We start from the raw sequence: 17,919 nt of genomic DNA, 5'->3' as shown, positions 1-17,919 counted from the left end.
AGCCACAATGGGCTGTTCTGCGAGGCCTGAAAAGCAAAACGCCGGCACAAGGCCGGCGTTTTACACATTGTTTTAGAGTAACGAATTACTCAGCAACAACGTTTACAGTCAGTTTAGCGAATACTTCGCTGTGAACCTGGAAGTCCACTTCGTGCTCACCAACAGTACGCAGAACGCCGTTCGGCAGGCGAACTTCGCTCTTCGCAACTTTCACGCCAGCTGCAGTTACAGCGTCAGCGATGTCGCGAGTACCGATGGAACCGAACAGTTTACCTTCGTCGCCAGATTTAGACGCGATGGTAACAGAGCCCAGTGCGTTGATGCTTTCAGCGCGAGCGTTAGCAGCCGCCAGAACGTCAGCCAGTTTGGCTTCCAGTTCAGCGCGACGTGCTTCGAAATATTCAACGTTTTTCTTGGTAGCCGGAACAGCTTTACCCTGCGGTACCAGGAAGTTACGAGCGTAGCCCGCTTTAACGTTAACCTGATCACCCAGGCTACCCAGGTTTGCTACTTTATCAAGCAGAATAACTTGCATTACCTTATCCTCTCAAAGTCGTATTAATGGACCGTGACCGATTACTGATGACGATCAGTGTACGGCAGCAGGGACAGGTAGCGAGCGCGTTTGATAGCGCGTGCCAGCTGGCGCTGATATTTTGCACGGGTACCGGTGATACGGCTCGGGACAATCTTACCGCTTTCGGTGATGTAGTTTTTCAGCGTAGCGATATCTTTATAGTCGATCTCTTGAACGCCTTCCGCGGTGAAACGGCAGAACTTGCGACGACGGAAATAACGTGCCATTTGGCTAGTCTCCAGAATCTATCAATTCAATCTGCTCGGCATGCAGAACCATTTTGCTCAAGCCGTTCTTTGCCTTGTGGCAACTGATGAACCCCTGAACAGTTACTGCGCTGCCGACCGTTATACTGTGAGTAATGGCCTGGTTTTCCTGCCCGCTGATTATTACAGGCATTTGGCACCACGCCTGCCGGTGGAAACCGGCTTCCTCCTGCACAGAACGGTGCTCAAGCACGAACTGGCAGTGAGGAATTCCTGACGGGCTGACCTTACGAAGCGGCGCCCTGCACACTGTGCCGGACAACACCAGGCGGTTGGCCATCAGTAATTACTCTTCAGAATCCCCAGCATCTGCATCATCTGCGGTTTCGTTAGCGAAATCATCGCGACGCTCACGGCGCTCGTCTTTCGCTTTAACCATCGGAGATGCTTCGGTAACAGCGTGTTTAGTACGCATAACCATGCTGCGAATAACGGCATCGTTGAAGCGGAAGTTTGTTTCCAGCTCATCGATCACTTCCTGCGGCGCTTCAACGTTCAGCAGAACGTAGTGTGCTTTGTGCAGTTTGTTGATCGGGTAAGCCAGCTGACGGCGGCCCCAGTCTTCCAGACGGTGGATCGTACCTTCTGCTGCAGTGATTGCACCAGTGTAACGTTCGATCATGCCCGGAACCTGTTCGCTCTGGTCAGGATGGACCATAAAAACGATTTCGTAATGACGCATCGAATTGCTCCTTACGGATTATTCAGCCTCCTGTCTGGGTCAGCCGAATCCCGGGGAGGCAAGGAACGTGTTAAAGGTCGGCTGAAAAATTGACGCGTCATAATACTGATGTCCCCTGCCAAACTCAAGGCAATTGCACAAATAATTCGCACTAAGCGCAAAGAGAAGCGCGCCTGGCGAATTAAAATTAAGCACAACGCATTACGGCAATTTTTTGAACGACAGCATCAGAAATGGTCGCGATACCTTTTTGGGCTAACGCGTACACTTTAAACAGGCCTCAAACATAAGGAGGAGAGATGGTGAAAAACTAAAAAAACGGCGTTTTATCGGAGCATAACATCATGAAATACATCGCAATATTATTAACAACCTTGCTGCTTAGCGCCAATGCCGCAGCGGCAATTAAACTCAACAACCAGCAAGCCCGCAACATGGATGATGTGCACAGCTTAGGCGTTATCTATATCAATCATAACTTCGCTACTGAGCATGAAGCTGACGAGGCACTCAATGACGAGGCCGACGCCCACAGCGCCAAATATTACCGTGCAGAGCTCACTCATGAGCCGGGGAGCAACGGCAACCTGCACGCCAGCGCGTTTATCTACCGCTAATCACACGTTTTACAGGCCAGTCCCTCTTGCATTTGCGGCCCCGCATTGGGGCCGCACACCGACGCGAGAATTCTTTTCTTTCCCCCCTTATCAAACCCCTTTCCGGCAGGTTTAATAGCGCTCTGGCTGCGGTGATGGAAAGTTACGAGGAAAATCATGCTCAAGCGGTTTTCAACGTTAGGTCGCATACCTGCGGGGGTCTGGGTATTAGGCGGCGTCAGTATGTTGATGGATATCTCCTCGGAGATGATCCACAGCTTGCTGCCGCTGTTTATGGCCACGACGCTCGGCACAAGCGTCGTGATTATTGGCCTGATTGAAGGGCTGGCGGAAGCCACCGCGCTGATGATTAAAGTCTTTTCCGGCATGCTCAGCGACTACATCGGCAAACGCAAAGGGCTGGCGCTGCTGGGTTATGGCATGGGCGCATTAAGCAAGCCGCTGTTTGCGCTGGCCTCGACATCCGGCCTGGTGTTCGGCGCACGCATGATGGACCGGCTTGGCAAAGGCATTCGCGGGGCGCCGCGCGATGCGCTGGTTGCCGATGTCACCCCGACGGAAATCCGCGGCGCAGCGTTTGGGTTGCGCCAGTCGCTGGACACCGTTGGCGCGTTCCTCGGGCCATTGCTGGCGGTCGCATTGATGCTGCTGTGGAATGACAACTTCCAGGCCGTGTTCTGGATTGCGGTGATCCCCGGTGTACTGGCAGTCGCGCTGCTGTTCTTTGGCCTGCACGAACCGAAAACCCCTATCACCCATAAGCGCACCAATCCCATTCGTCGCGAAAATCTCAAACGGTTAAGCCGTGCTTACTGGTGGGTGGTGGCGCTCGGTTTTGTTTTTACCCTCGCCCGCTTTAGCGAAGCATTTTTGGTGCTGCGCGCTCAACAGATGGAGATCCCGCTGGCGGCCATTCCGCTGGTGATGGTCGCCATGAACCTGGTCTACTCGGTCACCGCCTATCCGTTTGGCAAACTGTCAGACCGCATCAGCCACAACCGGTTACTACAGCTGGGTCTGGTGGTGTTGATCCTCGCGGATATGGCGCTGGCGCTCAGCCAGCACTGGAGCACGCTGCTGCTCGGTGTCGCGCTGTGGGGCGTACATATGGGCATGACGCAAGGCTTGCTCGCGACCATGGTTGCCGATACCGCGCCAGCGGAACTGCGCGGCACGGCGTTCGGCATGTTCAATTTACTCAGCGGTGTTGCGCTGCTGCTGGCAAGCCTCGGTGCCGGAGTTTTGTGGGAAACCCGCGGCGCAGCGTCAACCTTCTGGGCGGGTGCCATCATCTGTGTGCTCGCGCTGGTGGTTATGCGCTTGCGCCGAACGGCTTAAAGATAACGGCTAAAAAAGTCCGTTGTCGCACTCAGCGCTTGCGGGGTAATGCGGTGCGTTACCCCGGCTTCCCACTGGTAAGTGAGATTGGTGTCCAGCCCCTGTTCCTGCAACGCTTGCTGTAAACGGAAAGATTCCGCTGCTGGCACCACATCATCCTGCTCACCGTGCCACAGCAGCAGCGGGCGATCGGCAATGCGCGGCAGTTGCGTACTGACGTCCCACTGTGAGAGTGGATCAATAATCGCGTCGAATTCATATTGCTGTTCCGGCGTGGTCACGACCAGCGGCGGGAAAAGCGTACGCGCAAGCGTGGTGAAATAGCCGGACCCCATCAGGCTTGCGACGCAGCGCACTTCCGGGTGTTGGGTCATAATGCCCAGCGCAGTCATACCTCCCATCGATGCACCACCGATCGCCAGCCGCCGGTTATCAATCAAGTCAAGGCGCTCCAGCGCGTCGCGCAGCGCGGCGAACTCTTCAATATTGCCCTGTAAGATTTGCCAGAACTGATGCAAGCGCCGCTCAACATTGCCGCTAAAGCGCGCGCCATGCTCCGGAGCGTCTGGCATCACCACGCGGAAACCGGCTTGCGCCAGCGCCACGGCAAAGTAGCTGTAGACCAGCTTTGATGAGGTGAAACCGTGATAAAACACGACACAAGGCAGCGGTTCGGCGCGTTTTCCCGCCGGGAAGGCATGCAGCGTTTCGACACCCGCAAATTGTTCAACCTGAAGTTCAATCATTACTCCCTCCTTGATCTATAGTGCTGGTATGCCACTGGCGACAGGGTGGTGCAAGTCAGATTTCGCATGAGCATCTGACGACGTTGAGAGATAGATTACGCTTTCAAAATACTTTCATTCGAAATTAGTGCTCGGGATAACATTTCGGGAACATTCCCCCAAACGGAAATTCACCAGGAACTACACTATGGCAATCAGGAGAGATGAGAAAACCATGCGTGCTTTACCGTGCTTACTGTTCGCCTTGTTATTAAGCGGCTGCGCAGTGCTGGAAGGTAAGCCGCAATCTGCACCGCCGGTTAGCGACCATCCGCAGGAAATCCGCCGTAATCAGACGCAGGATCTTCGCGAGATTGGCGCCGTTAGCGTAACGGTACTGGGTTCTCCCATGGACGTGGAAGACGCAATCAAAGCCAAAGCCGTGGCCGCCGGCGCCAATTATTACGTCATCATCATGATGGATGACACCATAATTCCCGGTCGTTGGTTCGGACGCGCCCTGCTGTATAAACAGTAGCGAGGCGTTGATTTTCAGGACATTTACATTGCTTTGCGTCCATTGATGTTCTCCTGTGCACAATAGGATTTTTCGAATCCGTTGCGCGAAAGGAAGCCCTGCAAACAATCGGGGTAACGTAAAATGGAGCTGACTATGAAACGATCTCTTGCCTTAAACTCACTGTTGCTTTCTACCGGTTTGCTAAATACAACAGCGCAGCCTGCAGAGTTCGCCAGCGCTGACTGCGTGACGGGATTAAACGAAATCGGTCTTATCTCCGTCAATAATGTCTCAGGGAGCCTACAGGACGTTGAGCGGGTTATCGCGTTAAAAGCAGATGAACAAGGAGCCTCCTGGTATCGCATTGTGCGAATGCAGGAAGATCAACACATTGACAACTGGCGCGTGCAGGCCATTTTGTACGCCTGAGCCGCTGAAAAAAGCCACCTAAATATGGTGGCTTTTTTATGCCCCTACAATCATTAAGATTATGTTATTGTAAGGATGCACCAATGTAACATTTTGTTACATTGACAAACTAAATGTTATCGCAATTGTGCCGTTGAAGGAGCCTCATACACAGAACAACGGACAAATTATGAGCGCCTTTTTTCGTCGCACCGGCCTGGGTGCAAAATTGTCACTTCTGACTGGCGCAAGCGTTGCAACGCTTTTCCTCTTATTCACTTTTCTGATGAGCAATAAAGCCAGCCAACAGCTGGAAACGCTGGCCATGGAAGACCTGCACAGCCAGTCTACCGGGGTGGTAGATATGGTTGAAATGTTCAACAGTAGTCTCAGTGATGAGGTGGAGAGCTACACGCGCTTGTTCAGCAGTTTTCTGCCGCAGCCGCTCGCGGTGGATCCACAGCAGCGTCGCGAGATTAACGGTATCGATGTGCCGCTCTTCAAAGGCGGCGATACTGAACTGCATAACAACAATGCTATCCCGGACGATTTCCTCAACCGAACCAGCGCTATCGCGACGCTATTCGTGCGCAGCGGTGATGACTTTGTGCGTGTCGCAACATCGCTACGCAAAGAGAACGGCGATCGCGCCATCGGCACTAAGCTGGATAAAGCCAGCCCGGCTTTTGCGCCGGTAATGAAAGGTGAAGTCTATCGCGGGTTGGCACAGCTGTTTGGCAAACGCTATATCACCCAATACCAACCGGTGAAAGACGCCAGCGGCAACACCATTGCCATTCTGTTTGTTGGCGTTGATATCTCCCGTTCGTGGGAGGTGATGCGCAATAAGATCCTCGGTCGTAAGCTGGGTGAAAGCGGCCATTTCTTCGTGCTTGATCGCAACCAGGGCAAGAATTACGGCAACTATCTGTTCCACGATACCGACGAAGGCAAACGCCCGCAGTGGGATGAAAAAGATCTGCAAACCTTGCTGACAAACAGCAGCGGTACGCTGGCGCGCCAGAGCGCAGACGGCCGCACATTGCTGATGTCCTACACCGTGCTGCCCGGCTGGAACTGGACAGTCGTTGGCGAAGTCGACAAAGCCGTACTGCTGCGCGATGTTACCACCATGCGTAACCAGTTCCTGCTGGCTGGCGTGGTGGTTTCCCTGCTGTTCGCCGCGCTGTTTGTCGTCATCATTCGCCGCTGGCTCAGCCGCCCGCTGCGTAACGTTATCGAACTCGCCCAGCAGTACTCGGCAGGCGATCTGCGCGCCACTCTGGTGGTGGATCGTCACGATGAAGTCGGGCAGTTGATCGAAGCGATTAACGGTATTGGCGACGGGCTGCACAAGATTGTGTTGCAGGTGCGCGAATCCGCCGCCGAAATTAACCTCGGCACCAACGCGCTGGCCGCCGACAGCGGCGAAATCAGCGAGCAGATCAACAAGCAAGCCAGCAGCGTGGAGGAAACCTCCGCCAGCATGGAGCAGCTTGCCGCCACCGTGCAGCAAAACGCCGCCAACATGGAACAAACGCAAAGCCTGGTGAATGAAACCACCGACGCGGTGCAAAAAGGCGGGAAAACCGTCGATCACTCCGTGGCGACTATGGAAGACATTCGCGCAGCATCACAGCGCATTGCCGACATTACCCATGTGATTGAATCCATCGCTTTCCAGACCAATATCCTGGCGCTCAACGCCGCGGTAGAAGCCGCGCGCGCGGGCGAACATGGTAAAGGCTTCGCCGTGGTTGCCCAGGAAGTTCGCGCCCTGGCGGCGCGCAGCGCCAACGCGGTGAAAGAGATTGAAGCGCTGATTGGTGACACGCTGAAAAAGGTGAGCGAAGGACATTCCCAGTCAGAAGCCACACGTGTTGCCATGCAATCGATCATCAGCCACATGGATCAGATCAACCAACTGGTGCATGAAATTAACCATGCCTCCCACGAGCAATCAGCGGGCATCAACCAGGTTAACCTGGCGATGACGCACATCGGCGACGCCACGCACGTCAACGCCGGGCGCGTTTCGCAAAGCGAGGAGACGGCCCGTACGTTGCGGGAAAAAGGCGCACACCTGAGCGAGCTGGTAAGCCTGTTCCGCCTGAAGATGGATTAATTTGCTGCCCCCGTGGCGCGTAGCAGCAGGTCATTTTGCACCTGCTCGCCAATCGGCGACGTGCCACGGGTATCCAGCATCATCTGGCACCACGCCTGCGCGATCGGCGGCGATGCATGGCGCAGCATTTGCGCTCCTGTTCCCAGCCGCCAAAGCAGTTGCGTTATCTCCCTTCCCTGCGCTTCATCCGGTCTGCGTAGCCGCTGCTGAAGCTGTCGCCATGCGCGATCAAAATGGCGATCCTGTCCTTTCACCGCCGCAAAATCATCACTGAGCAAATCCACTATCCCCGGCTGTTTACCCAGCACGCGCAGCACATCCAGGCACATGACGTTGCCGGAACCTTCCCAGATGCTATTGACCGGCATTTCGCGATACAAGCGCGGTAACTCGCTCTCCTCGCAATAGCCGATACCGCCAAGTACTTCCATCGCTTCGGCGACAAACGGGATCCCACCCTTACAGACCGCAAATTTCGCCACCGGAGTAAACAGACGCGCAAAGAGCGCGTCTTGCTCATTGCGGCGGCTGTCCCATGCGCGGGCGAGGCGAAACAGCATGGTGGTTTGCCCCTCCAGTTCCAGCGCCATTCTGCTCAGCACGTGACGCATCAGCGGCTGATCGACCAGGTTTTTACCAAACGCCTGACGCCGGTGTGCGTGATAGAGCGCCACCGAAAAGGCACGGCGCATCAGCCCATGGCTTCCCAGCGCGCAATCAAAGCGCGTCAGCCCCCCCATTTTGAGGATCTGCCGCACGCCGTCGCCCTCTTCGCCAAGCAGCCAGCCGCTGGCATCGCAAAACTCCGCTTCGCTACTGGCATTAGAACGGTTGCCGAGTTTCTCTTTCAGACGCTCAAGCCGCACGCCGTTACGCTGACCGCCAGGCAGAAAGCGCGGTACAAAAAAGCAGGAGAGCCCGCCTTTGGTCTGTGCCAGCACCAGATGCGCATCACTTTGCGGTACGGAAAAGAACCATTTATGTCCCACCAGCCGGTATTCATCCCCGCTTTTTTCCGCTCGGGTTGTATTGCTCAGTACATCCGTTCCGCCCTGTTTTTCGGTCATTCCCATACCAATCAGCAGGCCGCGTTTCTGATTACCCGGCGCTAAATGAGGATCGTAACGGTCACTCAACAGCGGTTTTAACCAGTCATGAAAAGACATCGGCAAGGCCTGTTGCAACAGCGGCGTGGCCGCGAAGGTCATGGTGATGGGGCACAAGGTGCCGGATTCAACCTGCGCGTGCAGCACAAACCGCGCCGCCCGCGCGACAAAAGAACCGACGCGCGCCTCCTCTTCCCAGGCCAGGTTATGCACCCGGTTGGCGCACAGCCCCTGCATCAGCAGATGCCACGCCGGGTGAAAACGGACATCATCCAGCCGCTCGCCGGTGGTGTCATAACGCAGCAGCTCCGGGGGATTGGCGTTCGCTAATCTTCCCAGCTCCAGCGATTCCGCCGCGCCCAATTGTTGGCCAATGCTGGCGAGCAGCTCGGCGTCCCACGCCGCGCCTTCGCGTATCACCGCCTCGCACAACGGGCGATCGGAAAGAAAAAGGTTGCTGTTTTTTAACGGAATGGGTTGGTTAAAAACGGTGTGTGTCTGCCAGTGCATCGTGTGTCCCTCCTTCAATGGCAATGAAGATAAGTATGGACAGCCCGCGCTAACGCTGCATGGGAGTAGGCTCACAAGGCCGCAATTTGACGGTAATCATTCGTGAAACGGCTCACACAATATAAGAATAATATATTTCATGAATGCGATTACTGATGAATAATTTATTCTCACCCTACCAAAGAGAATCCTGATGCCAGCTTCCCAACACGCACCGAATGCGCACAAACGCGCTTTGATTGCCGGCTCGATCGGTAACTTTATCGAGTGGTACGAATTCGCGGTTTACGGCTTTCTCGCCACCGTGATTGCGAAAAACTTCTTTCAGCTCGCGGGCGAAACCGGGCTCACCAGCCTGATCCTGACTTATGCCTCCTTTGCCGTCGCCTTTTTCTTTCGTCCCCTGGGCGCAATGGTGTTCGGGCGTATCGGTGACCGGATTGGTCGTAAGCCGACGCTGATTATCGTGCTGGTGATGATGACACTCGCGACCGCCGCGATTGGTCTGGTCCCGGTGTATGCCAGCATTGGCATCGCCGCACCGCTCATCATTACCGGCTTGCGCATTTTGCAGGGGCTGTTTGCCGGGGGCGAATACGGTGGCGCGGTATCGCTAATGACGGAGTTCGCGCCGCGCGGCAAACGCGGGCTGTATGGCGCATGGCAATCTTTTACCGTGGCGCTGGGGTTGCTGGCAGGTGCCGGTATTGTGGCGCTGCTTTCCGTGTTGCTGACGCCAGAAGCACTGCATGACTGGGGCTGGCGCATCCCCTTCTTCCTTGCGCTGCCGATGGGCGTTGTCGCGCTGTGGTTGCGGGTGAGCATGGAGGAGACGCCAAGTTTTGTGCAACAGCAGGCGCAACCGGCTACCGAACGCGCCCGGCTGAGCGACACGTACAAAGCCATCATCATGGGGATCGGCCGGGTGATGGTGTGGTCCGCCGCCGGTTATACCTACCTTGTGATCATGCCTGCGTATTTACAGTCGGCGCTGCATACCGGCTTTAACCAGGCGCTGCTAATTGCGGTGATATCCAATATTGGCTTTGCGGTGACGATCATTCCCTCCGGCATCCTGAGCGATCGCATCGGGCGTCGTACGGTGATGGTGATTGCCACCGCGCTGCTGCTGATCCTGGCGCTGCCGCTGCTGAAAATCCTGCAGGCGGAATCAAGCACGCTGGCGATAAAAGCCGTGGTGGTACTGGTAGCGGGCGGTCTGGTCGGTATGCTGGCAGGACCTGGCCCGGCGATGCTTGCGGAGATGTTTCCAACCCGCGTGCGTTATACCGGGCTGGGTCTGGCGTATTCGTTGTCGAACGCGCTGTTTTCCGGCTGCGCGGGGTTAATCATCACCGGTCTTATCAAAGAGACAGGCAATGTCGATATCCCGGCCTATTACGTGATGGCAACGGCGTTAGTCAGCATTGTGGCGCTGATGACGCTCAAAAAAGATGACCATTTGCGCTCGCTTGAGGAGTAACGTTCGTTGCCCGGCCGCGTTGCGCTTGCCGGGCGGTGCATTACCCGGCGATGTAATGCGGTACAAACCGCGAGGTATCTTTGGTAATCAAGGTGCAATCTTCGCGGATACCCATACCGACCGCTTCATCGTCTACCACCCAACTGCCAATCAGCGTGTAGCTGTCGCCAAAGCGCGGCAGCGGCTGAAAAGCCTGGTAGATCATCGGTTCTTCACCATAGTCGCCCTCTTCATGGTCAATCACGTTGTGCGCCCCATCGAAAAGGGTGACATTGCCCCCTTCGCGGGAAAACAGCGGCTTGCGCACATAGCTGGCACCCGCCGCGATTTGCGGTTTTTCCCCGTCAAACCAGGCGGGCAGCAGGTTCGGATGATGGGGGAAGAAACGCCACAGCAGCGGCAGTAGCCCCTTATTGCTGAGCACGCTTTTCCACAACGGTTCCAGCCACTGCTCGCGGCGTTTACACAACAACGGGCCGTTTTCGTCGCGCATCATCCATTCAAGCGGGTAGAGCTTAAACGCCTGGCGAATGACGTTATCATCCAGATCCGTCAATACACCACCCAGCCCCAGCCCAACGTCTTCGATATAAATAAACCGCGTATCGAGTCCGGCCTGGCGGGCGCAATCCTCCAGGTAGAGCACCGTGCCGCGATCTTCCTCGGTTCCTTTGCAGCAGCAAAAATAGAGCGGATGACGGCTCTGGATCTCGGCGAAACGGGCAATCAACTTGTCCTGAATCGCGTTGTACTGATCGGCGTCGCGCGGGAGCGTACCGTTACGCCGCGCATCCTCCATCCACAACCACTGGAAGTAGGCCGATTCGTACAGCGAGGTCGGCGTATCGGCGTTGTATTCGAGCAACTTCACCGGGTCTTTGCCGCACCAGACAAAATCCATCCGCCCGTAGAGCGATGGATCGCGGTTGCGCCAGCTTGCGGCAATCGCATCCCAGTACAACGGCGGGATCGCCAGCTGGCGAAGGATCGCCTCGTCCGCCACGGCACGATCCACTACCTCAAGGCACATTTGATGCAGTTCAGCGGTCGGCTTTTCGATCTGCTCTTCTATCTGGCGCAGCGTAAAGCGGTAGGCCCGGCTTTCATCCCAGTAAATTTCGTTATCAATGATATGGAAGTCGAAACCGTGGTCGCGGGCGATGCGCTCAAGATCCGGGCGCACAGCAACATCATGACGCAGCATCGTTAGCCCCCCCAGCTTCCGCGCGCGCTGGAAGAGCGCCCGAAGCCGCCACGTGATGAGGTGGTCGCCTTTTTGGTGGTGTAACCGTAATGGTTGCTCGCGCTGCTGCTTCCGCCAGAGCGCCAGCTGTAATCTCCGTCGCGGTTGCGCCACACCGGGCGGGAAGCGTAGTAACTGCCGCCGCTGCTGTAGCTGTATTGCTCATCCCGGTCTTTACGCAAGGCTTTGCTGAGCAGAAAACCGCTGAGCACTGGCATCCAGCGCTGGCCAATATTGTCGTAGTAGCAATTATCGTATTGCTGCACGCAATACGGCTGCGACATATTGCGCGGGATCTCTTGCTCGAAGTTCATGCGAGCATTGTTCCACGCATCGTTACACACCTGCGCGGTGTTACCGTCGTCAACGCAATCCTGCTGCGAGGTGTAATAAACCCCGTCACCGTCGTTATCGTCTTTATGATCGTTACAGCCTTTTAAAGCAAAAAAGGCGGCGCCGCCCATAATCGCCAGCGTCAGGTATTGCCCGCTTTTACGCTCTTTCGGCTGGGTGAAAATGGGCCGCTGGGTGCGGCTCTGCGCAGGCGAAAGAATAGGATTTCTTTGCCGATTTGCTCTCTTTCTGGCCATGATGTTCCATTACCACGTCATGCAGGCGGCATTAAAAATCCCGCCCGCCAGTGCCGCCGCACCCATAAATAACCCGGCGGCAGTATTGCTGTTAATTATCTTGTCACTCAATTTCGGCATATACAGACGCACACCGCCGTAAACAAGTAACTGCACCACCAGCGCAATAACACCCCAGATTAAATAATCCGGAATACTCACTGAATTAATGGCCGCGCTGGAGAGCGGAATAATATAGCCCAGCAGCGAACCACTAAATGCTAACGATGCGGCGACATTATTCTCTTTAATTAATCGCCATTCATCGTGCGGGGTAATGCGCGTATAAACGAAAAGAAAACAGAGCACCATCGCAATGCCAATAAAAAAATAAGAGCAAAACGCCAGTAGCGATCCGAGAATATGCATGTCTACTCCCATAATTAACCAATGACCTTTAATGATGTCAGCGGAATATCCACGCCGAGCGCGCGCGAGTAGATCCACTCCGGCTGGTTTTGCGCATTAAAGGTTTCTTCGCCGTTTAACAGCAAATATTCGAACACGTCAGCGGTGACTTCGCGCTGGTACGCCATCATAAAGTTGTGCACTTCCCAGCTTGCGCCAGCGTGGTTGTTGACGGTTTCCAGCGTATAGACCGGTTCGATATCGCCCCGCTCTTCCGCGTTAAACACGCGCTGCCACTGGCAATCCCGCCAGCGGAGCACGGGTTTGCCCATCGCGTTTGCGCTCAGCATATCGCGCCAGGCTTTTTCGCCGGAAACCCCCGCGCTCTCTTCATACACAAACAGTTTGATGTCATCGATATTGTGCGTTTCCAGACCGCCCGAGGTGCTGATTTGCAGGAACTCATCGCCCGTTGTGTAGTAGCGATGAATCATGCATCCGGCGCCGAGATCGAACGACCCGCACGCGCCAATGGTGTACTCTTCGCCGGGAAGTTGAACCAGCAAATCCTCTTCGCACAGGCGAAACAGCAGCGTATCAATGGTGAAACCCGCGTGCAGATGCAACCCAAGCGGACCTCTTACCGGGGCCGCCGCATCAGGCCGCCCCAGCAGGTTTTTCAGAAAAGAGAGCATCACGGTTTCTGTTGCTGTTGCAGACGCGCCAGCACATCCTGCGCCGAGGTTTTATCGCTGCCGCCAATACCGGCCTGCGCCAGTTTTTCGTCGAGATCGCGTCCGTCAGCCACTTTTTCAAGCTGCGTTGCCGCATCCAGTCGGGCCTGGCGTTCAGCCTGACGTGCCTGCAGGCGTTTCAGGGACTCTGCCGCCGTCGCCACGTTGTTGGACGCGCCCACGGTGGAGGTAGTGACAGCCTGTTGCGCGCGCTGCATCGCATCGGTGGCTTTAATCACTTCCAGCTGCTGCTCAAACTGCTCAATACGTTGCGCCGTGGCGGTTACCGCTTTTTCAACGGCATCGCGCGACGTTTCAAGATTCGCCAGCACTTGTTCTTCCGCCGCAATGGTATTTTCCAGACGGGCGATTTCGCTGGCGACTTCATTCAGCAAACCGGCATCCACATTTTTCGCCATCGCTTCCAGCGCACGGGCTTCAAGGCTGGCTTTGCGCTCACGCAAATCGTTGAGTTTATCGTTGCTCAACTTAACGCGCGCCAGCAGGTCGACGCGGGATTTCCCCGCTTTATCCAGCTCAGCGCGCGCGTCGCGAATATGTTGCTCCAGCATGCGCACACCCTGCGTCTCTTCAATCGACTCTTCCGCCTGAGCAATAAAGGATTTACCCAGCGTAAACAGGCTTTTTAAAATTCCCATACCACCACTCCCTGACAATGTTATTGGGTAAAATCATCGGTTAGTTCAGCAAGATCCAGCGCGTTTTGCGCAAGCGTGGAGATTTCCAGCAGGATATCGTCGAGCGAGGAGTTAAGCGACAGCGCGCCGAAGGCGACATAATACTCTTCCCCGCCGACAGGCGAGATGCCAACAGACGATAAAGGTAAAAGTTTTTGATTGCGCAGCAGAAAGGCGTTAAAAGCGTCCTGTTGTTTAATTTCACTTAAAGGACAAATATAGGTTTCAATAATTATCTGCCGGGAAGTGAGCAACAGATTTAATTGCAAATCGCCGTAGTCATCCAGTTTAATAATTAACGCATCAGCTTCATGTTGGATATTTAACGTAAGCGTCGATGATTGCAATAATGCCGTGCCAAGTGTCTCTACAGTCCATGCCATCATTTATACCCTGATTATTCCATCGCAATAAAAGTAAAAAGAGAAAATATCTGCCGGCAAATTCTACCAGTGTTCAGGGCAAAAAAAACCACCCGAATAAGGGTGGTTTTACCGTGCGCTGGCAGTTTAAAGCGCGCGCTGGCGCACCGCTTCAAACAAGCAAATGCCGGTGGCGACCGAGACGTTGAGCGACGATACACTGCCCGCCATCGGAATGCTGATCAGCTCATCACAGTGCTCACGCGTCAGGCGGCGCATACCTTCACCTTCCGCGCCCATTACCAGCGCCATGCGCCCGGTCATTTTGCTCTGGAACAGGGTGTGATCGGCTTCGCCCGCTGTGCCGACAATCCAGATATTCTCTTCCTGCAACAGGCGCATGGTGCGCGCCAGGTTGGTCACGCGGATCAACGGTACGCTCTCTGCCGCGCCGCAGGCGACTTTTTTTGCCGTGGCATTCAGCTGCGCGGATTTGTCCTTCGGCACGATCACCGCATGCACACCCGCCGCGTCTGCGCTACGCAAACAGGCCCCCAGGTTGTGCGGATCGGTGACGCCATCGAGGATCAAAAAGAAGGGTTGCTCGAGGCTGGCGATCAGATCCGGCAGATCGTTTTCCTGGTACTGACGCCCCGGTTTCACGCGTGCAATGATCCCCTGATGCACCGCGCCTTCGCTTTTTTCATCCAGATACTGGCGGTTCGCCACCTGGATCACCACGCCCTGCGCTTCCAGCGCGTGGATCAGCGGCAGCAGACGTTTGTCCTCGCGGCCTTTCAGAATAAATACTTCCTGAAAACGCTCCGGGGCGCGCTCCAGCAGGGCCTGCACCGCATGGATGCCGTAAATCATTTCACTCATTGATGGTACTCATTTGGGGCGGTTTCGCCGCGTTATGTGGGTCGTGACACGCATCACTTGCGCTCATTATAACCGACACGCGCCGCAGAAAGTACCTCCGCTAGCTCAGGTGCCGCTTTGCCTCCAGCCGGACGCGGTGCAGCACGTGTTGCTTGATCTCGCTGTATTGCGGATGACCCGCAATCGTTTCGATATCGCGTTCGCGACCAAACGGCAGCGTAATCTCTTCAACTATTTTGCCTGGGCGCGCCGACATAATCAGAATGCGATCGGCAAGAAACAGCGCCTCTTCCACATCATGCGTGACGAAAAGCAGCGTGGTGCGGGTTTCCAGCCAGGCGTCGCGCAGTAACTCCTGCATCATCAGGCGCGTTTGGGCATCAAGCGCGCCAAACGGTTCATCCAACAGCAGCACGTCCGGCCCTGGCAGCCATGCGCGCGCCAGTGCCACACGCTGTTTCATGCCGCCGGAAAGCTGCCACGGCGCGTGGTGTTCAAACCCTTTCAGGCCAACTCGCGCCAGCCAGTCCAGCGCCTGAGCATTGACCTCTTCTTTGCGATATTTGCCAAGCCGTGGGCCGAAGGTGACGTTATCCAGCACCGATAACCACGGAAACAAATTCGGTTGCTGGAAAATCATCCCCCGTGATGGTCCGGGTTGCTGCACCGCTTTGCCGCCCGCCAGCACCTGCCCGCTATCCGGGCGAGTAAAACCAGCCACCAGGTTAAGAATGGTGGATTTACCGCAGCCCGACGGGCCAAGCAGTACGACAAATTCCCCCGGCGACAGCGCCAGCGAGATATCCTCCAGCACGGTAAACGGCTGCGGTTTTGCCGCGAAGGTTAGCGACACGTTTTCCAGTGCGATATGCGCAGTCATCACTCTTTTCCCGCCCAGGGCACCAACCAGCGTTGCAGCCCCAATAGTAGTAAATCCAGTAGATAGCCAATGCCGCCCAGCAGCAGAATGCCGAGCATGACGATATCCGTACGTAAGTAAGAACTGGCGTTTATTACCATCCAGCCCAGACCTGAACTGGCGGCGACCATTTCGGCGGCAATCAACGACGTCCAGCCAATGCCGATAGAAAGCCGCACAGTGGTAAACAGTTCCGGCAGCGCATCCGGCAGCACCACACGCAGGAAGATCTGCCCTTTTGATGCGCCGAGCGTTTGCGCCACACGAATTCGCGCGCGACCAATGCGTTCCACCGCCGCGCTCGCGCCAACCACCACACTCAAAAACGTGGCGATGAAAATCAGAAAGAATTTCGACGCTTCACCAATCCCCAGCCAGACTACCGCCAGCGGGATAAGGGCGATTTTCGGCAGTGGGCGTAGAAACTGCACAAACGGGTTAAGCACGGCGGAGAGACCCTCGGCTAAGCCCATCAGCAAGCCCAGCGGAATGCCGATGATAATGGCGACCGAAAAAGCGCCAAGCGCGCGCGCCAGGCTAACCGCGATATGTTGCCACAGCGGCACCTGGCGATAGCCATCGGCCAGTAACTCTTCGGCGGTCAACCCAATGTCCGTTAGCGATGGCAGCAGGAGCGGATCGACCCACTGCCGGGTGGCCGCTATCTGCCAGAGCGCAAAGAAAATCGCCACCGACAGCACGCTGATGGCGATATGTTGACGCAATTTCATTTTGCCGTTGCCGCCGCATCACGAATGTAACGGGAGTCGATAGCACTGTCCCAGTTAGCTGGAATATCACGTTTGCGGATCTCGCCGATCCCGGCAAGGAAGTCAGAGGTTTTGCTCAGTGCTTTGCCGATACCGCTGTCGCTGGTTTGCGTCCCGTTACCCAACCAGGTCGCCGTACCCTGCTCGCTCAGCGTCGGGTACTCCAGCCCGCCAAGCGTATTCGCTGCGGTTGTGACCGGCGCGCCAACCTCTTTCGCCACAATGGCGGCGGCACGTTCCGGATCCTTTTTAAATTCATCCACTTTCTGCTGATGAACGCGCAGGAAGGCGGTCACCGCTTCTGGATACTGTTCAGCAAAGGCTTTACGCACGACGTAGTTGTTGTAAATCAGGTAGCCGTCTTTCTGCAGATCTTTGGTGGCGAACACTTGATGCCCACCGGATGATTCCAGCTCTTGCGCAAACGGCGCCCAGACATAACCCGCATCGATGTCGCCACGTTTCCAGGCCGCCACCATTTCTGCCGGGCGCAGCGGCAGCAGTGTGATTTTGCTGCGGTCGAGTTTATTGACGCTGATCGCCGCTTCCAGCGCATACTGTGCCGTGGAATTCGGCGGGTAGGCCACGCGTTTGCCTTCGATATCGCGAAGTTGATGAATACCCTCTTTGCCAATTAAGCGTTCGTAACTGGCAATCACACCGGAAACGCCAATAATTTCGACGGGTAATTTCCGCACAATACCGGCGGTCGCCGGGCTGGAACCGAAATTGGCAATATCGATGGCGTTGCTGGCGAAATAACTTAATGCATCCGCGCCAGAGGCGAATTGCACCCACTGCACTTTGCTGTTTAATGCTTTATCCAGCGAGCCGTCGGCTTTCGCCAGCATTAATACCTGCGAACCGCCGCTGTATGCGACGCGGACTTCTGTTGGTGTTGCTGCGAAGCTGGCATTGGCCCATAAGCTACCCGCTGCCAGTAATAAGCAGAGACTTTTTTTCATTTTATTTAACCT

22 protein-coding genes are annotated in these 17,919 nt (G+C 55.6%); 6 read left to right on the top strand and 16 right to left on the bottom strand.

What is annotated here, in order from left to right:
• Positions 1–85 precede the first annotated feature (85 nt).
• From rplI to rpsF, 4 genes are read right to left on the bottom strand one after another with little or no spacing between them, the layout of a single operon-like run.
• On the bottom strand, positions 86–535 hold the full coding sequence (rplI, locus tag M8Q36_RS08320; RefSeq protein WP_017459146.1) for a 50S ribosomal protein L9: 450 nt from the start codon (positions 533–535) through the stop codon (positions 86–88).
• Between the two features lie 41 nt (positions 536–576).
• Entirely contained in the window at positions 577–804 is a 228-nt protein-coding gene (gene rpsR, locus M8Q36_RS08315; protein ID WP_000135199.1) for a 30S ribosomal protein S18, read from the bottom strand.
• A gap of 4 nt (positions 805–808) precedes the next feature.
• The gene (priB, locus tag M8Q36_RS08310; RefSeq protein WP_017459147.1) at positions 809–1,123 is read right to left on the bottom strand and encodes a primosomal replication protein N; all 315 of its coding nucleotides are present in this window, start codon (positions 1,121–1,123) and stop codon (positions 809–811) included.
• 6 nt (positions 1,124–1,129) lie between these two features.
• Positions 1,130–1,525 carry a 30S ribosomal protein S6 gene (gene rpsF / locus M8Q36_RS08305; protein WP_006686337.1) on the bottom strand — a complete coding sequence of 132 codons (396 nt, stop codon included), beginning with the start codon at positions 1,523–1,525 and terminating at the stop codon, positions 1,130–1,132.
• A 344-nt stretch (positions 1,526–1,869) separates the two neighbouring features.
• Between rpsF and yjfY the strand changes: the two genes are divergently transcribed.
• Positions 1,870–2,142, top strand: a complete 273-nt coding sequence (yjfY, locus tag M8Q36_RS08300) for a DUF1471 family protein YjfY (protein WP_045513716.1) — start codon at positions 1,870–1,872, stop codon at positions 2,140–2,142.
• A 156-nt stretch (positions 2,143–2,298) separates the two neighbouring features.
• Positions 2,299–3,480, top strand: a complete 1,182-nt coding sequence (locus M8Q36_RS08295; protein ID WP_249880568.1) for an MFS transporter — start codon at positions 2,299–2,301, stop codon at positions 3,478–3,480.
• Here the strand turns inward: M8Q36_RS08295 and yjfP are convergent.
• The gene (yjfP, locus tag M8Q36_RS08290; RefSeq protein WP_249880567.1) at positions 3,477–4,226 is read right to left on the bottom strand and encodes an esterase; all 750 of its coding nucleotides are present in this window, start codon (positions 4,224–4,226) and stop codon (positions 3,477–3,479) included. The two genes, M8Q36_RS08295 and yjfP, sit on opposite strands and share 4 nt — an antisense overlap.
• Positions 4,227–4,413: 187 nt before the next feature.
• Between yjfP and bsmA the strand changes: the two genes are divergently transcribed.
• The 3 genes from bsmA to M8Q36_RS08275 all read left to right on the top strand — a co-directional run bounded on the left by bsmA (position 4,414) and on the right by M8Q36_RS08275 (position 7,258).
• Positions 4,414–4,743: a biofilm peroxide resistance protein BsmA gene (bsmA, locus tag M8Q36_RS08285; RefSeq protein WP_044489546.1), complete on the top strand. Its 330-nt coding sequence runs from the start codon at positions 4,414–4,416 to the stop codon at positions 4,741–4,743.
• Between the two features lie 123 nt (positions 4,744–4,866).
• Positions 4,867–5,154 carry a DUF1471 family protease activator YjfN gene (gene yjfN, locus M8Q36_RS08280; RefSeq protein WP_065369925.1) on the top strand — a complete coding sequence of 96 codons (288 nt, stop codon included), beginning with the start codon at positions 4,867–4,869 and terminating at the stop codon, positions 5,152–5,154.
• Between the two features lie 169 nt (positions 5,155–5,323).
• Positions 5,324–7,258 carry a methyl-accepting chemotaxis protein gene (locus M8Q36_RS08275; protein ID WP_249880566.1) on the top strand — a complete coding sequence of 645 codons (1,935 nt, stop codon included), beginning with the start codon at positions 5,324–5,326 and terminating at the stop codon, positions 7,256–7,258.
• On the opposite strand, the gene M8Q36_RS08270 is transcribed toward M8Q36_RS08275, so the two are convergent.
• A complete protein-coding gene (locus tag M8Q36_RS08270) occupies positions 7,255–8,874 on the bottom strand; it encodes an isovaleryl-CoA dehydrogenase (RefSeq protein WP_249880565.1) in 1,620 nt (539 codons plus the stop codon). The genes M8Q36_RS08275 and M8Q36_RS08270 overlap by 4 nt on opposite strands.
• Positions 8,875–9,067: 193 nt before the next feature.
• Between M8Q36_RS08270 and M8Q36_RS08265 the strand changes: the two genes are divergently transcribed.
• Positions 9,068–10,357 carry an MFS transporter gene (locus tag M8Q36_RS08265; protein ID WP_249880564.1) on the top strand — a complete coding sequence of 430 codons (1,290 nt, stop codon included), beginning with the start codon at positions 9,068–9,070 and terminating at the stop codon, positions 10,355–10,357.
• A 40-nt stretch (positions 10,358–10,397) separates the two neighbouring features.
• Here M8Q36_RS08265 and M8Q36_RS08260 read toward each other — a convergent pair whose 3' ends face one another.
• From M8Q36_RS08260 to M8Q36_RS08215, 10 genes are all read right to left on the bottom strand, one after another.
• A complete protein-coding gene (locus tag M8Q36_RS08260) occupies positions 10,398–11,561 on the bottom strand; it encodes a glutathionylspermidine synthase family protein (protein WP_249880563.1) in 1,164 nt (387 codons plus the stop codon).
• A 2-nt stretch (positions 11,562–11,563) separates the two neighbouring features.
• Positions 11,564–12,190 (bottom strand): DUF1190 domain-containing protein, encoded by a 627-nt coding sequence (locus M8Q36_RS08255; RefSeq protein WP_249880562.1) that lies wholly within the window; start codon positions 12,188–12,190, stop codon positions 11,564–11,566.
• A 9-nt stretch (positions 12,191–12,199) separates the two neighbouring features.
• Positions 12,200–12,598, bottom strand: a complete 399-nt coding sequence (locus tag M8Q36_RS08250; protein ID WP_020456240.1) for a DUF350 domain-containing protein — start codon at positions 12,596–12,598, stop codon at positions 12,200–12,202.
• Between the two features lie 14 nt (positions 12,599–12,612).
• Positions 12,613–13,272, bottom strand: coding sequence for a DUF2491 family protein (locus M8Q36_RS08245; RefSeq protein ID WP_020456239.1), 660 nt, complete (start codon positions 13,270–13,272; stop codon positions 12,613–12,615).
• The gene (locus tag M8Q36_RS08240) at positions 13,272–13,970 is read right to left on the bottom strand and encodes a PspA/IM30 family protein (RefSeq protein WP_020456238.1); all 699 of its coding nucleotides are present in this window, start codon (positions 13,968–13,970) and stop codon (positions 13,272–13,274) included. The genes M8Q36_RS08245 and M8Q36_RS08240 overlap by 1 nt, the downstream gene beginning before the upstream one ends.
• Before the next feature lie 20 nt (positions 13,971–13,990).
• Positions 13,991–14,392 carry a YjfI family protein gene (locus M8Q36_RS08235; RefSeq protein ID WP_249882737.1) on the bottom strand — a complete coding sequence of 134 codons (402 nt, stop codon included), beginning with the start codon at positions 14,390–14,392 and terminating at the stop codon, positions 13,991–13,993.
• Positions 14,393–14,518: 126 nt separating this feature from the next.
• Positions 14,519–15,253 (bottom strand): 23S rRNA (guanosine(2251)-2'-O)-methyltransferase RlmB, encoded by a 735-nt coding sequence (gene rlmB / locus M8Q36_RS08230; RefSeq protein ID WP_045513728.1) that lies wholly within the window; start codon positions 15,251–15,253, stop codon positions 14,519–14,521.
• A gap of 100 nt (positions 15,254–15,353) precedes the next feature.
• Complete coding sequence (locus M8Q36_RS08225) at positions 15,354–16,133, bottom strand: ABC transporter ATP-binding protein (protein ID WP_200552120.1); 780 nt, start codon at positions 16,131–16,133, stop codon at positions 15,354–15,356.
• The gene (locus M8Q36_RS08220) at positions 16,133–16,903 is read right to left on the bottom strand and encodes an ABC transporter permease (RefSeq protein WP_249880561.1); all 771 of its coding nucleotides are present in this window, start codon (positions 16,901–16,903) and stop codon (positions 16,133–16,135) included. The genes M8Q36_RS08225 and M8Q36_RS08220 overlap by 1 nt, the downstream gene beginning before the upstream one ends.
• Complete coding sequence (locus M8Q36_RS08215; RefSeq protein WP_249880560.1) at positions 16,900–17,907, bottom strand: taurine ABC transporter substrate-binding protein; 1,008 nt, start codon at positions 17,905–17,907, stop codon at positions 16,900–16,902. The genes M8Q36_RS08220 and M8Q36_RS08215 overlap by 4 nt, the downstream gene beginning before the upstream one ends.
• Between the last annotated feature and the right edge of the window lie 12 nt (positions 17,908–17,919).

It is taken from the genome of Kosakonia sp. R1.Fl (genome assembly GCF_023516815.1).
In the GTDB taxonomy this organism is placed as follows: domain Bacteria; phylum Pseudomonadota; class Gammaproteobacteria; order Enterobacterales; family Enterobacteriaceae; genus Kosakonia.
This window is presented reverse-complemented; position numbering and strand designations above follow the sequence as displayed.

Coding starts and splice junctions, on each gene's coding strand:
- rplI (WP_017459146.1), bottom strand. CDS start 535: ATGCAAGTTATTCTGCTTGATAAAGTAGCAAACCTGGGTAGCCTGGGT.
- rpsR (WP_000135199.1), bottom strand. CDS start 804: ATGGCACGTTATTTCCGTCGTCGCAAGTTCTGCCGTTTCACCGCGGAA.
- priB (WP_017459147.1), bottom strand. CDS start 1,123: ATGGCCAACCGCCTGGTGTTGTCCGGCACAGTGTGCAGGGCGCCGCTT.
- rpsF (WP_006686337.1), bottom strand. CDS start 1,525: ATGCGTCATTACGAAATCGTTTTTATGGTCCATCCTGACCAGAGCGAA.
- yjfY (WP_045513716.1), top strand. CDS start 1,870: ATGAAATACATCGCAATATTATTAACAACCTTGCTGCTTAGCGCCAAT.
- M8Q36_RS08295 (WP_249880568.1), top strand. CDS start 2,299: ATGCTCAAGCGGTTTTCAACGTTAGGTCGCATACCTGCGGGGGTCTGG.
- yjfP (WP_249880567.1), bottom strand. CDS start 4,226: ATGATTGAACTTCAGGTTGAACAATTTGCGGGTGTCGAAACGCTGCAT.
- bsmA (WP_044489546.1), top strand. CDS start 4,414: ATGGCAATCAGGAGAGATGAGAAAACCATGCGTGCTTTACCGTGCTTA.
- yjfN (WP_065369925.1), top strand. CDS start 4,867: ATGGAGCTGACTATGAAACGATCTCTTGCCTTAAACTCACTGTTGCTT.
- M8Q36_RS08275 (WP_249880566.1), top strand. CDS start 5,324: ATGAGCGCCTTTTTTCGTCGCACCGGCCTGGGTGCAAAATTGTCACTT.
- M8Q36_RS08270 (WP_249880565.1), bottom strand. CDS start 8,874: ATGCACTGGCAGACACACACCGTTTTTAACCAACCCATTCCGTTAAAA.
- M8Q36_RS08265 (WP_249880564.1), top strand. CDS start 9,068: ATGCCAGCTTCCCAACACGCACCGAATGCGCACAAACGCGCTTTGATT.
- M8Q36_RS08260 (WP_249880563.1), bottom strand. CDS start 11,561: ATGCTGCGTCATGATGTTGCTGTGCGCCCGGATCTTGAGCGCATCGCC.
- M8Q36_RS08255 (WP_249880562.1), bottom strand. CDS start 12,190: ATGGCCAGAAAGAGAGCAAATCGGCAAAGAAATCCTATTCTTTCGCCT.
- M8Q36_RS08250 (WP_020456240.1), bottom strand. CDS start 12,598: ATGCATATTCTCGGATCGCTACTGGCGTTTTGCTCTTATTTTTTTATT.
- M8Q36_RS08245 (WP_020456239.1), bottom strand. CDS start 13,272: ATGCTCTCTTTTCTGAAAAACCTGCTGGGGCGGCCTGATGCGGCGGCC.
- M8Q36_RS08240 (WP_020456238.1), bottom strand. CDS start 13,970: ATGGGAATTTTAAAAAGCCTGTTTACGCTGGGTAAATCCTTTATTGCT.
- M8Q36_RS08235 (WP_249882737.1), bottom strand. CDS start 14,392: ATGGCATGGACTGTAGAGACACTTGGCACGGCATTATTGCAATCATCG.
- rlmB (WP_045513728.1), bottom strand. CDS start 15,253: ATGAGTGAAATGATTTACGGCATCCATGCGGTGCAGGCCCTGCTGGAG.
- M8Q36_RS08225 (WP_200552120.1), bottom strand. CDS start 16,133: ATGACTGCGCATATCGCACTGGAAAACGTGTCGCTAACCTTCGCGGCA.
- M8Q36_RS08220 (WP_249880561.1), bottom strand. CDS start 16,903: ATGAAATTGCGTCAACATATCGCCATCAGCGTGCTGTCGGTGGCGATT.
- M8Q36_RS08215 (WP_249880560.1), bottom strand. CDS start 17,907: ATGAAAAAAAGTCTCTGCTTATTACTGGCAGCGGGTAGCTTATGGGCC.